Source organism: Rhizobium sp. 768_B6_N1_8, assembly GCF_051811225.1.
In the GTDB taxonomy this organism is placed as follows: domain Bacteria; phylum Pseudomonadota; class Alphaproteobacteria; order Rhizobiales; family Rhizobiaceae; genus Rhizobium.
The window spans coordinates 378,281-391,635 of sequence record NZ_JBPWPV010000002.1; the positions used below are offsets into that span (position 1 = coordinate 378,281).

At 59.0% G+C, this 13,355-nt stretch carries 13 protein-coding genes and 1 pseudogene; 9 read left to right on the forward strand and 5 right to left on the reverse strand.

Annotated features, from left to right (window positions below; all coding sequences use genetic code 11):
* Nucleotides 1–27 precede the first annotated feature (27 nt).
* Both AB8B33_RS26010 and AB8B33_RS26015 read left to right on the forward strand, forming a co-directional pair.
* The gene (locus AB8B33_RS26010; protein ID WP_439017570.1) at nucleotides 28–411 is read left to right on the forward strand and encodes a response regulator transcription factor; all 384 of its coding nucleotides are present in this window, start codon (nucleotides 28–30) and stop codon (nucleotides 409–411) included.
* Between the two features lie 153 nt (nucleotides 412–564).
* Nucleotides 565–960, forward strand: a complete 396-nt coding sequence (locus tag AB8B33_RS26015) for a DUF6130 family protein (RefSeq protein WP_439017571.1) — start codon at nucleotides 565–567, stop codon at nucleotides 958–960.
* Nucleotides 961–1,157: 197 nt separating this feature from the next.
* Here the strand turns inward: AB8B33_RS26015 and AB8B33_RS26020 are convergent, their stop codons facing one another.
* From AB8B33_RS26020 to AB8B33_RS26035, 4 genes are all read right to left on the reverse strand, one after another.
* Nucleotides 1,158–1,706, reverse strand: coding sequence for a carboxymuconolactone decarboxylase family protein (locus tag AB8B33_RS26020; RefSeq protein ID WP_439017572.1), 549 nt, complete (start codon nucleotides 1,704–1,706; stop codon nucleotides 1,158–1,160).
* A 54-nt stretch (nucleotides 1,707–1,760) separates the two neighbouring features.
* On the reverse strand, nucleotides 1,761–2,708 hold the full coding sequence (locus AB8B33_RS26025; protein WP_439017573.1) for a helix-turn-helix domain-containing protein: 948 nt from the start codon (nucleotides 2,706–2,708) through the stop codon (nucleotides 1,761–1,763).
* Nucleotides 2,709–2,755: 47 nt separating this feature from the next.
* Entirely contained in the window at nucleotides 2,756–3,529 is a 774-nt protein-coding gene (locus tag AB8B33_RS26030; RefSeq protein ID WP_439017574.1) for an alpha/beta fold hydrolase, read from the reverse strand.
* Nucleotides 3,530–4,109: 580 nt separating this feature from the next.
* The gene (locus AB8B33_RS26035; protein ID WP_439017575.1) at nucleotides 4,110–4,937 is read right to left on the reverse strand and encodes a response regulator; all 828 of its coding nucleotides are present in this window, start codon (nucleotides 4,935–4,937) and stop codon (nucleotides 4,110–4,112) included.
* A 309-nt stretch (nucleotides 4,938–5,246) separates the two neighbouring features.
* Between AB8B33_RS26035 and AB8B33_RS26040 the strand changes: the two genes are divergently transcribed.
* From AB8B33_RS26040 to AB8B33_RS26055, 4 genes and pseudogenes are all read left to right on the forward strand, one after another.
* On the forward strand, nucleotides 5,247–6,236 hold the full coding sequence (locus tag AB8B33_RS26040; protein ID WP_439017576.1) for an alpha/beta fold hydrolase: 990 nt from the start codon (nucleotides 5,247–5,249) through the stop codon (nucleotides 6,234–6,236).
* A gap of 79 nt (nucleotides 6,237–6,315) precedes the next feature.
* Nucleotides 6,316–7,284, forward strand: a complete 969-nt coding sequence (locus tag AB8B33_RS26045) for an MBL fold metallo-hydrolase (protein WP_439017577.1) — start codon at nucleotides 6,316–6,318, stop codon at nucleotides 7,282–7,284.
* A gap of 56 nt (nucleotides 7,285–7,340) precedes the next feature.
* Entirely contained in the window at nucleotides 7,341–7,973 is a 633-nt protein-coding gene (locus AB8B33_RS26050) for a pyridoxamine 5'-phosphate oxidase family protein (RefSeq protein WP_439017578.1), read from the forward strand.
* Nucleotides 7,970–8,452, forward strand: a pseudogene (locus AB8B33_RS26055) (DUF1348 family protein). Before AB8B33_RS26050 ends, AB8B33_RS26055 begins: the two are co-directional and overlap by 4 nt.
* Before the next feature lie 326 nt (nucleotides 8,453–8,778).
* Here the strand turns inward: AB8B33_RS26055 and AB8B33_RS26060 are convergent.
* Nucleotides 8,779–11,109 (reverse strand): PAS domain S-box protein, encoded by a 2,331-nt coding sequence (locus AB8B33_RS26060; RefSeq protein ID WP_439017579.1) that lies wholly within the window; start codon nucleotides 11,107–11,109, stop codon nucleotides 8,779–8,781.
* Between the two features lie 177 nt (nucleotides 11,110–11,286).
* Here AB8B33_RS26060 and AB8B33_RS26065 point away from each other — a divergent pair, with 177 nt between their 5' ends.
* The 3 genes from AB8B33_RS26065 (at nucleotide 11,287) to AB8B33_RS26075 (ending at nucleotide 13,210) form a co-directional block, all read left to right on the forward strand.
* Nucleotides 11,287–11,679, forward strand: coding sequence for a DUF983 domain-containing protein (locus tag AB8B33_RS26065; RefSeq protein WP_439017580.1), 393 nt, complete (start codon nucleotides 11,287–11,289; stop codon nucleotides 11,677–11,679).
* A gap of 9 nt (nucleotides 11,680–11,688) precedes the next feature.
* Complete coding sequence (locus AB8B33_RS26070; protein ID WP_439017581.1) at nucleotides 11,689–12,123, forward strand: DUF302 domain-containing protein; 435 nt, start codon at nucleotides 11,689–11,691, stop codon at nucleotides 12,121–12,123.
* A gap of 256 nt (nucleotides 12,124–12,379) precedes the next feature.
* Complete coding sequence (locus AB8B33_RS26075) at nucleotides 12,380–13,210, forward strand: alpha/beta fold hydrolase (RefSeq protein WP_439018852.1); 831 nt, start codon at nucleotides 12,380–12,382, stop codon at nucleotides 13,208–13,210.
* The last annotated feature ends 145 nt before the right edge of the window (nucleotides 13,211–13,355 follow it).

The following is a 13,355-nucleotide window of genomic DNA, read 5'->3' on the forward strand; positions in this document are numbered from 1 at the left end:
CATAGGATTACAAAAAAGGATCGGTCAATGGTTGAAGCTCCACAGTCCTCTCTCGTGGTTTGCGTCGAGGACGACGAACCAGTTCGCGACGCTCTCCGAGGACTGCTGCGTGCTTCGGGAATGCGGGTTGCAGCGTTTGCTTCGGCGGAAGATTTCCTCGCTTCTTCGGATCTTCAGAGCGCGTCCTGTCTGGTGACGGACATACAGCTTGGCGGCATTTCAGGATTGGATTTATTGGACAAGCTTTCCGGGATGGCGATCACCATACCCTCAATCCTTATCACCGCGCATTCGGATGTCGCCGTCGGCGATCGGGCCCGCAATTCGGGCGCTATCAAAATCTTCCTGAAGCCCGTCAATCCCGCGGATCTTCTCGACGCCATCAGGACTGCGTTGGCTGAAACTCCGTAGACTGCTTCGGCGGACGGCTTTTCCAACCACATCACACCGCATCTCACGCCATCTCGTTCGACTTTATCGGCTTCCAGACGGACAATGGGCGGTGTGGAGGACGGCTCATCTGTCCAAACGCCACCATCGAGGCAATGAGCTTGGAGAGCCGTCATGACGGATGGGTATCCCCTGAGGCCGAGCGCCCGCGAGATCCGTGGTCCATCGCCGCTTATCGGCATAGAGAACGAACCTGAGCCGATCCTCATCGTCGATCCACCGCTCCCGGAGCCTCTGTCGCGAGGTCTCGTATTTATCCAGTACCGGGCGGAGAACGTACGCATCGTCCCGGTCTTCGGTAAAGGCGCGCTACAGGTTTCTCCACGGATTGGGCATGTCCACATCACTGTAGACGATCTTCCATGGCACTTCGTCGATGCCAGCGGCGAGACAATAATCATCGTCGGACTTTCGGCTGGAGAACACAAGGTCATCGTTGAGCTTGCCGATCCGAACCATCACGTGATCACGGCCCAGACGGTCAGTTTCGTGATCCACGAAAGGAAGTAGGTAGAAAGGATTCGACGTCCAAGGGCGATCGCACGCGGACCCGCCATGCCCCCGCGCCGCCTGTACCCTCTCAGGCCGCGATGCCCGAAGAACAGACCCTCGCGCTTTCCCCGCCGCGAGGGTCTGTTTTCTTGGTGAGGCAAATGTTTGCAAGCGTAAGCCCCGTCAGGCGGTTTCACTTGACGGGGCAGAGGATCTCAGGCGGCCTGACGGTCGACCTTCGGGAAATCCACATCGGTCTTGAAGACCTCGTTCATGTAGTTCGTGAAGGTGCTCGCGGCGACGTGAGCCACGATTTCCAACAGCTCGCCGTCGTCGAATCCCGCCGCCTTTACTGCCTCGACTTCCTCGGTGGAGACAGCGCCTCGGGCTTCGGCGACCCTGACGGCAAACTTCACAGCAGCGTCGGCCTTCGCTTCTGATGACCCGCCGCGGCGAGCCGCGAGGATCTCCTCCAGGCTCAACTTCGCCACATGGGTCCCCGTGTATGTGTGCGCTGCGAGGCAGTATTCGCAGCCGTTGATCTGGGCGATGGCCAGCGCGATCCGTTCGCGGATCTTCTTATCGAGCTTCCCCTTGCCGAGCGCGCCATTGAGGGCGGCGTAGGCTTCCAGGACGGCGGGACTGTTCGACATCATCCGGAACACGTTAGGCAAGGCCCCGATCTGCTTCTTGATCGCCTCGAGCGTGGGTTTGGAAGCTTCCGGAGCGACTTCGAGAGTTGCAGGGATAGGTATTCGCGACATGATTCACTTCCTTCCATGGTGTCAGATGCTGCATTTCGCTGCTACGAGCCGACTTCAATGAAGATCGTGCGGCAGGAATCCGTCGGGTTGAGCCTGATGTTCGATGACCGTGCTGGCGCCGACCAATGCGTCCGTCACGCTCGCCAGACTAGCTGCCCGGCGCGATGCCCGCCATTTTCCCGGCGTGACCGAGGTGATCTTGCGGAAGACCGTTGTGAAATGGGGCTGGTTCTGAAACCCCGTCTGAAGTGCGATCTCCACGAGGGACAGATTGGTGCAAGCGAGCAATCTGGCGGCGGCCTGAATTCGCATCCGTAAGAGGAATTCATGTGCGCTCATCGAGGTGGCTGCCTTGAACGTAGCCGCGAAATGCGCGCGCGAAAATCCTGCGACGTCGGCCAGTTCCTCCAGAGATATTCGCCGATCAAGGCGCGACTCCGCGTAGCGTCTCACCCGGTTCAGTCGCCATGCCGAGAGGGGATGAACCCGCGGCAGTGACTGGTAGTGTTCGAACGCCAGCCGAGAGAAGTCCCGCGTGAGTTCACATCGCCGCGCCGGCGAGCTTTCTGAAATCTCGCCAATCAGCTCCGCCAGGCGGATATCGCGAATGTTGAACCTTCCGCCGACGACGGGACATGGGCCTTGATAAGGCTTTCGCAGAAAGGTGAGTACGTACAGGCAGGCGTCGGACTGGAGTTCGACGGCGATTGGATCCGGACCTTCGACGAAGGTCACGCTATCTTCGATCATCACTCCTTGAAACAGGACGTGGCCCTTCTGCTCGAGACGAAGCTCGGAGTCTCGGGCCGCGACGACGAACGTACCGACACCGGAACCCAGCGAGGTCGTAATCGCGCGATTGCCGTTCTCACGCGTCAGCTTCGCTAGCGAGATGTTCGGGTCTGTCACGCTGAAGTGCTCGACATGCAGGCAGTCGTCGATGGTTTCGAAAACGTCACGTATCCGGCCCAAGCTCACCTTGATGGCGATATCGGTCTGCATCGGCTGCTCCTCTCGAAAGGGCGCGAATTGATGTGATGGTCGTGCTGCTATTTGGCGGCCGCGGCCCGCTCGATCATCGCGGACACCAGATCGGGATGGGAGATCATCACTACGTGTGACGCGCCCTTCACGCCGACCGTCTCCTTCGCTCCCGCCCGCTTAGCCATAAACTCGTGAAGCTCACTCGGGATGTTCTTGTCGGCTGTTCCGTAGATGAAACGCGAGGGCAGCTTCTTCCAGGACGGATCTCCGGAAGGATCGTTGAGAGCCTCGGCCGTGACCGGGCGCTGTTCAGCACCCATCAGCGCCGCCTGCTGCTCCGGGACGTCCGCGGCGAACTGCTTCCAGAACTTGCTCTGCAAGATGTAGAGATCATGCTTGCCATCCGGTTGGAGGACGGGGGGAGCAAGAGCGTCGCCGAGTGTCCCGGTGGGGAACTTCTTGCCAAGACCGCCCGCACTCTCACCAGTGTCCGGCGCGAGGCCTGCCACGAAGACGAGAGACTTGACGTTCGTTCCTTCGACCGCGACGTCCGTGATCACTGAGCCGCCATATGAATGACCAACCAGGACGACAGGCCCGTCGATGGACTTCAGGACCGCCGAGACGTAGTCGGAGTCGTATTTCAATCCCCGCAGCGGATTGGCCACCGCGATGACTGGAAACCCATCCTTCACCAGCTTGGCGGCGACGCCGTCCCAGCTCGCTGATTCCGCGAAAGCTCCGTGGACGAGCACGATCGTGGCCTTCGACGCCGCCATTGCGTAATGGCTCACCACGAGAGCCGCGACCATTACTGAACTCGACAGCCACTTTTTCATTGAAGGTTTGTCCCGCTTGGCGCTCAGCATTCGGCAGAGCAGTGTTCCGTTGAGAGAAACCTACTACGCGGTGCTAGACCTATGTTGTGAGATGTCGCGATGCGCTGTGAGAAGTGGTGCGGCAGCGGTGTTGCAGGCAGCATGAAGCTGGGGTTCGATAGATGGCTTGGACTGCCGTTGATGTCTGCGCTCGCGCCCGCGAAGTCGCCTGTCGGGATTTATCATCCAGACGGCAATCACCAGGGTTCTTCAGCCGATGGATTCTTTCAATGTTCCGCAGCAGCTGTGCCACGTGCTGAGCTATGAAGGTCCAACGTCGGAATGGAAACGTGCGTTTTACGCTGACGGAGCAGTACTGGCAGAAGACCGCACCTTATCTAGGCCTTGAGCGGGCCGACGGACACAACATTCCGATATTTGCACCGGCCTCAAAGGAACCGAAGTGCAGACCAAGCTGGAACTCTGGACACCCATCAAGCCCATTAAGATGTGGCTTCGCTAGACAAGATGTCCATCAATACGGGTTTATGGCGAGCTTGAGCAAACATGCGTCGAGCGGCATGTCGAGTATCGCGTCAAACTATAGAGCGTTTACAGCCATATCCACCGCGCTGAGCAGATCCTGATGCCGCACTGGCTTCGTCAGGAACTCGATCGCGCCAGCCTTCATCGCGCGGACCGACATCTGAACGTCTGCATTTCCACTGATAAAGATGATGGGGTAGCGAATTCCCGTCTGCAGAAGGTCCGCCTGGAAGTCCAGGCCGCTCCGACCGGGAAGGCAGACGTCGAGGATCAGGCAGTCTGGTTGGGGGGAGCGTCCACTTTCCTGATAGGCTTTGACGGAATCAAACGCGGCGACGGTGAGGCCGACCGACCGAAGAAGGGTCGAAATCGCGCGGCGGACGCTTTCGTCATCCTCGATCAGGACAATGTAGGGCGCTTCTGGTCTGGTGATCGCTCGCGTGTCGACTTCGTGTACCGCTGGCAAGGGAACCGCGTCGGGCCGAATGCTGCCGCGGGGGATGTCGTCCCTGATCAGCATGTAGCCTCGTCTGACGATGGTCTTGATCATGTCGCCGTGACTGCCCAAGGCACGTCTCAGCGATTTGATTTGGAAGCGGAGGTTGCATTCCTCGACCACCATGGATGGCCAGACCTCGTTTAGGATCTCGTCCTTGCTCACGATGCCGCCATTCGACTTGAGTAGAACCATAAGAAGATCGAAGGCGCGTCCGCCGATCTCCTGCGGCCGCCCGTCCATCAGAAGCTGACGCGAATGCGGTAGGGCGCAGAAGCGGCCGAAGCGAATGGAACCGTGCAGATCGTCACGGGATGCCTCGCCGGAATACCTGGGTGTGTGTGCGTGTGCCGCCTGCTCGAGCGTATCGTTGAACTGGACTTGCATGGCTGTCCCCCCGCCTGCTCCAATTGTTCACTGCACTGCTGATTGCGGAGAAAGCCTAGCTCTGGTTCTAAGCTGCAACAATTCGCCTTAGGTCCATTCGGCCTCGGACAAGGTCGTGAGGAACTAGACCAAGGTCTAGGAAATCGAGGGGGTCGGCGAGTTTCATCCTCATAAAGTCTCACGCGAACTCACCACGCCTTACGACAACTTGCTCGTCCTCCAAGGTCATCAAGCGTAGCAAGTTAACAACGACTGGAGCTCTGCGAGGGCCTGGATCGATTTGATTTCACCATCACCCTGGAGGCTGAAATGAACAGAATGATCTTGAGCCGGACCGTATTGGCACTTGCATTCGCGCTATCTGCGTCAACGGCCGTACCGACCGCATCCTTTGCCGCCAAGAAGGCTGCCGTCACACACAAGCTGGTGGTCCCGCAGGTGACCTATCATACCGTCGATATCGACGGCACAAAGGTCTTCTACCGCGAGGCAGGACCTGCCGATGCTCCGGTCGTGCTCCTGCTGCACGGCTTCCCGACGTCGTCCCACATGTTCCGCAACCTCGTCCCGATCCTTGCGGACAAGTATCACGTGATCGCGCCGGACTATCCCGGCTTCGGGCAGAGCGACGCACCCGATCACACCAAGTTCGAATACACATTCCAGCACTACGCCGACATCGTCGATAGTCTCCTCGGCAAGCTCGATATCAAACAGTACGCCATGTACGTCATGGATTACGGCGCTCCGGTCGGATACCGCCTCGCGCTGAAGCATCCGGACCGGGTGTCGGCCCTGATCGTGCAGAACGGCAACGCGTACGAGGAGGGCCTGAAGGAGTTCTGGGACCCGATCAAGGCGTACTGGAAAAACGATACGCCCGAGAACCGCCAAGCTCTGATGGTTCTCTTCAAGCCGGAAACCACCAAATTCCAGTATACGGACGGCATGAGCGACCTCGCGCACATCGACCCCGACAACTGGGGCCATGATCAGCCGCTGCTCGATCGTCCCGGCAACAACGACATCCAGCTCGACCTCTTCCACGACTACGGCACCAACGTCCCGCTCTATCCGGAATTCCAGAAATTCTTCCGTGAAAGGAAGCCGCCGACGCTGATCGTCTGGGGCAAGAACGACAAGATCTTCCCTGCGGACGGGGCATCGCCATACCTTCGCGACCTGCCGCATGCCGAGATGCATCTCCTCGACACGGGGCACTTTGCCCTGGAGGACAAGCTGCCGGAGATGGCACCGCTCATTCACGATTTCCTCGATCGAAAACTCAGCCGGGATTAGATCGAGGCCTAGCCACCACGCACGCCTCCCTGCGTGGTGGCGCCCTTTTGCGTGACTGTCCAAACAGATGGAGCGGAGAATGAACAAGCACGATTACAATTTGTCACGACGTGGATTCTGCCTTTGCTGCCTCGGCGGCGCAACCTTCGCTGCCACGGGGGGATGGCTGACTCCGTCTGAAGTCTTCGCCGCGGCCAAGAGCCTCGTCGTCCAGATCCGCGAGGCTGCGGCCGCTGCTGACATCACGACGACGAACCTCCGGAGTGGCATCAGCGCATTCTCGGGTTCTGGCGGCAACATGGGTGTTCTGGTCGGCGAAGATGGCAAGTTGCTTGTCGACGCCGGGATTACGGCTACGCGCCCGAAGATCGAGAAGGCCCTCGCTGATCTCGGTCCGCAGCCGATCAAGCACCTGATCAATTCGCACTGGCACTTCGACCATACCGACGGCAACGAATGGCTCAATTCGGAAGGCGCCATGATCATGGCCCACCCGAACTCGCTGAAGCATCTGGCCGTCGCCACGCGTGTCGTGGACTGGGACTTCGACTTCCCGGCGTCGCCGAAGGGCGCGCTTCCCACGATGCTGATGAAGGGCGACGAGGAGACGCTCAAGCAGAACGGTCAGACGATCAAGCTGAAGTATTATGGCCCGGCCCATACCGACAGCGACATCTCTGTCTTTTTCCAGGAGGCGAACGTCGTCCATGTGGCCGATACCTTCTGGAACGGCGTATATCCCTTTATCGACTACTCGACAGGCGGCAGCATCGACGGGCAGATCCAGGCTGCGGAGGCGAACGTCAAGATGGTGGACGACCAGACGATCGTCATTCCGGGCCACGGCGAGATTGGCAACAAGAAGGACCTGATCGCCTGGCGGGACATGCTCGTCGGCATCCGGGAGAATGTCGCCAAGTTGAAGAAGGATGGACGCACCGCCGAAGAAACGATCGCCGCGAAGCCCACGGCGAAATGGGACCCCGTCTTCGGCAACTGGGCGATCTCGCCGGCGCTGTTCACCCGACTTGCCTACGAAGGCGTCTGAGTGGAAACTCCTCGCGGCGGCGCCGGCCGCCGATCCTACAAGGAGGGCAGGCGGCCGTGGACACCGGAAAGCACTTCTCTAGCGATGTTGCCTTTTCGCGCTCGGTGAAGGAGATCCAGGAGCGAAAAGGCTCGCGCCGATCCTATGCTCGGATCGAGGAACGTGGCGGCTGGGCGACAGCCATCACGCCTGAACTCAAGGACTTCATCGAAAAGCAGATTAGCATCTTCATGGCTACTGCGAACAAGGACTGCCAGCCTTACATCCAGCATCGCGGCGGTCCGCCGGGCTTCCTCCGTGTCATCAACGAGAAGACCCTCGGGTTTGTCGACTATGTCGGAAACCGCCAATACATCACGCAGGGCAACCTCGTAGACAATGACAAGGCGCAGCTCTTTCTCATCGATTACGGTAGCCGATCGAGGGTGAAGATCTGGGGCACCGCCAGTGTGGTCGAGGGCGACGCGGAGCTGCTCGAGCAGTTGATGCCAAAGGGATATCAGGCAAGGCCGGAGCAGGTGATGCTGTTCAACGTGGAGACTTGGGATGCAAACTGCCCGCAGCACATTCCGCTCCGGTTCGAGGCCGACGAAGTTCTGAAGGCGATCGAAACAAGAGACGCGCGGATAATGGAGCTGGAAGCCGAGATCGCTCTCTTGAAGGCCGCTCCGCCCACGGACACCCGATAAGTTCGAAAGGATCCAGAAATGTCCGTCCGCCCCTGCCTCCGTTTACGTTGCAGTTCGCGATCGAGAAGGTGCGGCTGGCCGAGGACCGCTGGAACACGCGTGACCCATCTACGGTCGCCTTGGCCCATTGCATCGACAGCCATTGGCGGAACCGCGCAAAGTTCGTCGTTGGGCGCCCGGCGATCGAAGCTCTCCCTGCACGCAAATGGGCGAGGGAACTAGAATACCGCTTGATCAAAGAACTGTGGGCATTTTCCGGGAACCGGATCGCCGAGCTTCGCATGTGAGTTCAATGACGACAGCGACAGCTGCTTCCGAGCTTACTGCAACGAGAACTGGGAATTCGACGCCGATGGCCTCATGAAATTTCGGCATGCCAGCATCAACGAGCACCCTATCAAGCCCGAAGAGCGCGCCTTTAAGTGGCCGCTCGGAAGAAGGCCCGACGGTCACCGAGACTCAGCCACTTCGGATTCTGAGGATTGGTCGCATCCCACGTGATCTCGTCTGAACGTGCTCGTGTCCGCTAAGACGCCAGAAAATCTCGTGGCGACCTTGAGATCCTGGACGCAGCGATGAAAGGCGCGACTGTTACGGAAGCCGCAGGATTGTTCGCCTCGGTGCATGGGGCTGAGATCGTTCTGACTTGGCGGGCTCGATCTTCGAACTGACTACGGCAGTCTCCACTCGGAGGCGGTCTGCGGACCATTCGCTAGCCTGGGGTTCGAGCAGCAGCAGTGCGTCGCCGGATGCGAATTGAATGGCCGCATCCATATCGCTTACACGAGCTTGGACCCACGCCCAGCTATCCTTCAAGAGCATCGGATTGCGCTGTCGAGGATGACGGAGGCCGCAGTGTAAAGCTGAAGGTGCTACCCTTGCCCTTTTCCGTCGCCACCCAGATGTGACCTCCATGTGCCTCGATGATCGAACGACAGATGGACAAACCCATCCCGATCCCAGTCGCCTTCGTCGTGAAGAAGGCTTCGAACGCGCGTTCGGCGGTGTCAGGATCGAGCCCTACGCCGTTGTCCGAAACGCTGACCTCGACTAGGCCGTCGCTCTGCCGCCTAGTGAAGACGTGGAGCAAGCGCCGCCGATCTTCCAGCGTCGCCATTGCGTCCGCGCCGTTCATGACCAAATTGATCAGGACCTGCTGAAGCTGGATGCGATCGCCGTTCACCGCATCTGCTTCGTTTTCGTAGTCGGTTTCCACAACGACGCTTTTTTGGCGGAGCTCGCTCTTCGTCAAGAGAAGCACTTCCTCGATCACGCTGCGGATGCTCAGGGGCTCAACTTTCGGCCGCGAATTTCTTGCCAATGCAAGGATGCCGCTCAGCACCTCACCCGCCCGATGGCCATCCCTGAGAACCCAGTCCATCGCCTGCATTGCCTCGTCGATGTTCGGGGAACTTCCCTTCAGCCAACTCATGGACGCCGCGGCGTTCGTTACGATAGCCATGAGGGGCTGATTCATTTCGTGCGCCACCGATACCGCCAGTTCGCCGATCGCCGTGAGGCGGCCCATTCGCGTCAGATCCTCCTTTGAACGTCGCAATGCTTCGGCGGTTTCGTTTCTATGGGTCACGTCTCTGAAGACGAGCACTGCGCCCTTCATGTCTCCATGGGCGTCAATGATCGGGGCGCCCGAGACTTCGATTGTGAGCACTGATCCGGCTTTCGCCCGAAGCCCGTACTGGTTGCCTATTGCAAGATCGACCTCAAGACCGAGGACTACGGATACCGGGTCGATGATGAGTTGGTTGGTCTCGTCTATCAACTTGAATACGTCTTCAACCGGTCTGTTGGCGGCTTCCTGCAGCGTCCAGCCCGTGAGTTTTTCGGCCACCGGGTTGAGGAATGTTAGGTGTCCTTGGTCGTCTGTCGATATCACGGCGTCGCCAATACTTGAGAGTGTCGCTGCATAGCGCCGCTCGCTTTCTTGAATCCGATCTTCGGCGACCTTGTATTCTGTTAAATCGCGCACGGTCCCTACGTATTCCGTGACCTTGCCTGATGTGTCCAGCACGGCTCGGGTTCGACTTTCCACAAAGGTGGTAGTGCCACCCGGGAGGACTATGCGTCTCTCGGCATATGTGTCGCGCGCGGCACTCGCTCGGGCGGCCCGCAATGGCTCAATGGAGGCCCTGTCCTCCGGATGCACACGTTCCAGCATGGCAGCGAACGTTGGCGGATGAGTCGCGTCCGCAAGCCCGAAGATTCGCGCGCATTCATCAGACCATGCGAACGTATCGGTATCGGGTCGCCAGGACCAGGTGCCCGTGCGGCTCATCTTCTGTCCTTCCGCGAGTGCTGCTGCCGTCCGGGTGATCTCACGTTGCGCCTCTTTTAGGTCTTCAACATCGGTGTTGATCCCATACCAACGGATGACCTTCCCATTCTCGTCGCGAATGGGAACCGTGCGAATTAGGAAAGACCGAGCCTCGCCATCGGCCCGCATCATCCGGGTTTCGACCTCTCCGGGCGTTTCTTCGGATAGGGAGCGCATCCAGACATCCATCACCTTCGGTAGGTCGTCAGGATGGAATACCCGCGTGTATCCGAACCCGGAAGACTCCTCTTCGGTCAGTCCGAAGTACCCGGACCATTCCCGGTTCACAGCCTCTAGGGTCCCATCAGGCCTGCAATGCCATGCATGTGCGGGAAGCATATCCCATGAAAGTCGGAGTTCGCGTTCGGCGAGGCGGGCGTCTTCGCGAGCGCGATCGAGATCTCTCAAGAGTCTTGCCCGATCGACACGCAAGGCCGCGGTAGAAGCTAGGAATTCGAATATATTCGTTCTTTCCGAATCGAATGCAGCCGAGGTAGCGCTCTCAAGCTTCAAGACGCCGAGAACTTCCTTATCGGCCACCAAGGGCACCAGAAGCCCACACATAGCACCAGAGTCATGCCCGTCTTCATCGTTGCTTGCGATTGCCGCAGTCATTCCCGTTTCTAAAACTGACATGATCGGGTCGGGAGTTTCAGCATCGGGGCCGTCTCCTGAGAAGATCACCTCTGCCCGTTCGATATCTTCGAACTTCAGGCACACAGTCGCGAGCGCATCAGCGATACGGCTGCGGTCCGCATCGGCGGATAGCGCTTGCAGCAATCGCATGCCTTCCGTCGCATCCATCGTCCGTTCCGCCCAGATGGAACCCGGACACAGAGTATCAGGACGCGAGAGATCGGCAAGTTGTCCGAAAGTTTCGTCAAAGTACGATCGCGTGCGGACATCCCGCGGATGGTTCTCGACATCGAATGACACGGATGACTTAATAGAGGCCAACGCGGTTCAGCGGGGAAGGCACAGATGGACAACCCTTATCCGCCCCTATCGCCGCTGAAGATAGGGATTCGCGGTCTGTGCCCCAGGTGTGGGCGTGGCCACTTGTTCAACGGCTTCCTCACCTTGCGCAGGGAATGCGAGGTCTGCGGACTAGATTACTCGTTCGCGGATCCTGCCGACGGCCCGGCTTTCTTCGTGATCTGCTTTGCATGCATTCCAACGGTGTTGCTGTCTGTCTGGCTCGAGGTGGCGCACCACGCGTCGATCTGGACGCAGATCTTTATCACCGGTCCGTTTCTGATCTTGACGTGCATTCCGCCCCTGCGTCCGCTCAAAGGCTGGCTCGTCGCCAGCCAGTACTTCTACAAGGCCAAGGAGGGGCGGTTATCCAGAAGTCACGAAACGAGCGAGGATTAAGGAGCAACAATGCCATCGAAGCCCATCGAGCACCGAACGACCCATGCATTCGAAGAGACACTTGAAACCGTTCTGAACGCGATAGCGAAAGCGGGAATGACCGTTTTTACCGAAATAGATCACGCGAGGGCCGCAACGGACAACGGTCTCTCGATGCCCCAGACGCGGGTGATTATCTACGGAAATCCCAGAGGCGGAACGCCTGTCATGCTGGGTTCCCCGCTGACCGCGCTCGATCTGCCATTGAAGATGCTCGTACGAGAGCTGCCCGGCAACAGATCTGCGATCGCTTTTCGACCCGTGGCAGAGGAATTCGAGTCGCTGGGTGTGAAGGCGGAAGCCGCAGCTCGCTTCGACGAGGTCCAGCGGCTGGTCGCCGAAGCTGCGTGCGGCAATTGCCCAACCAGAACTCCGGACGACGCGGCGGTCTCAGGTCGATCATGAACGGCCGATCATCCCAAACAGACTCTTTCGAAAGACCAGTGTCAGCCTCGACGTAACAATCGCGTCGTTCGATGAGGAGCGGCGATGATCCACTCGTCGCAACAGGAGGATCGCTCAGATGACTTCGGAGCCAGCTATTTCCCTCACCAGGCGGGACGCGTTGCTTGTCGGATCGGCCGCCGCCGTTGCCCTCGCAGTCGGGTCGCCTGCTTCTGCCGCCACCAAGCTGAAAGAATCCAGAACGGAGGACAAGTTCATGGGAACAGTGAAAGTAAAGGACGGAACGGAGATCTTCTACAAGGACTGGGGTCCGAAGGACGCCCAACCGATCGTGTTCCACCACGGATGGCCGCTCAGCGGCGACGACTGGGACAACCAGATGCTCTTCTTCCTCGGTGAAGGATTCCGGGTCATCGCCCATGACCGCCGTGGTCACGGCCGCTCGTCGCAGAGCCGGACGGGCCATGAGATGGACACCTACGCGGCTGATGTTGCCGAGGTCGTCGAAGCCCTCGACCTGAAGAATGCCATCCATATCGGCCATTCGACAGGTGGCGGCGAAGTCGTGCACTACGTGGCCCGTGCGAAGCCGGGACGCGTGGCGAGGGCGGTCATAGCCGGAGCGGTTCCACCCGTCATGTTGAAGTCCGACAAGAATCCGGGAGGCCTGCCGCTCGACGTGTTCGACGGTCTGCGTCAGGCGCTCGCCGCCAACCGGGCGCAGTTTTATATCGATGTCCCCACTGGGCCGTTCTATGGCTTCAACCGTCCGGATGCTAAGATTTCGCAGGGGCTCATCAACAACTGGTGGCGGCAAGGCATGATGGGTGCGGCGAACGCGCACTACGAGTGCATCAAGGCATTTTCGGAAACGGACTTCACTGACGATCTGAAGAAGATCGATGTCCCGGTCTACGTCATTCACGGAACCGACGACCAGATCGTTCCCTACAAGGACGCGGCCGAGCTTTCGGTAAAGCTGCTGAAGCACGGCACACTGAAACTGTACGATGGGTATCCGCACGGGATGCTGTCGGTTTATCCCGAGGTTCTGAACCCGGATATCCTGGCGTTCATCAAGGCCTAATCTTAGGAGCCGGGAGCTGGCGTTCGCCGCTCCCGGCTACCTGCCAAAGGCTGAAGTTTTCGATCTCACGCAAACTCACAACATCTCCCTTCAACTTTTTAGCCCGGCCCACACGCACGGAGTACCTTGCCGCTATCATCAACGG

Bases quoted from the DNA above. Each gene is read 5' to 3' on its own strand.
- AB8B33_RS26070 (WP_439017581.1), top strand. From the start codon at position 11,689: ATGCCATCGAAGCCCATCGAGCACCGAACGACCCATGCATTCGAAGAG.
- AB8B33_RS26015 (WP_439017571.1), top strand. From the start codon at position 565: ATGACGGATGGGTATCCCCTGAGGCCGAGCGCCCGCGAGATCCGTGGT.
- AB8B33_RS26035 (WP_439017575.1), bottom strand. From the start codon at position 4,937: ATGCAAGTCCAGTTCAACGATACGCTCGAGCAGGCGGCACACGCACAC.
- AB8B33_RS26075 (WP_439018852.1), top strand. From the start codon at position 12,380: ATGGGAACAGTGAAAGTAAAGGACGGAACGGAGATCTTCTACAAGGAC.
- AB8B33_RS26020 (WP_439017572.1), bottom strand. From the start codon at position 1,706: ATGTCGCGAATACCTATCCCTGCAACTCTCGAAGTCGCTCCGGAAGCT.
- AB8B33_RS26040 (WP_439017576.1), top strand. From the start codon at position 5,247: ATGAACAGAATGATCTTGAGCCGGACCGTATTGGCACTTGCATTCGCG.
- AB8B33_RS26030 (WP_439017574.1), bottom strand. From the start codon at position 3,529: ATGAAAAAGTGGCTGTCGAGTTCAGTAATGGTCGCGGCTCTCGTGGTG.
- AB8B33_RS26025 (WP_439017573.1), bottom strand. From the start codon at position 2,708: ATGCAGACCGATATCGCCATCAAGGTGAGCTTGGGCCGGATACGTGAC.
- AB8B33_RS26065 (WP_439017580.1), top strand. From the start codon at position 11,287: ATGGACAACCCTTATCCGCCCCTATCGCCGCTGAAGATAGGGATTCGC.
- AB8B33_RS26045 (WP_439017577.1), top strand. From the start codon at position 6,316: ATGAACAAGCACGATTACAATTTGTCACGACGTGGATTCTGCCTTTGC.
- AB8B33_RS26060 (WP_439017579.1), bottom strand. From the start codon at position 11,109: ATGGATGCGACGGAAGGCATGCGATTGCTGCAAGCGCTATCCGCCGAT.
- AB8B33_RS26010 (WP_439017570.1), top strand. From the start codon at position 28: ATGGTTGAAGCTCCACAGTCCTCTCTCGTGGTTTGCGTCGAGGACGAC.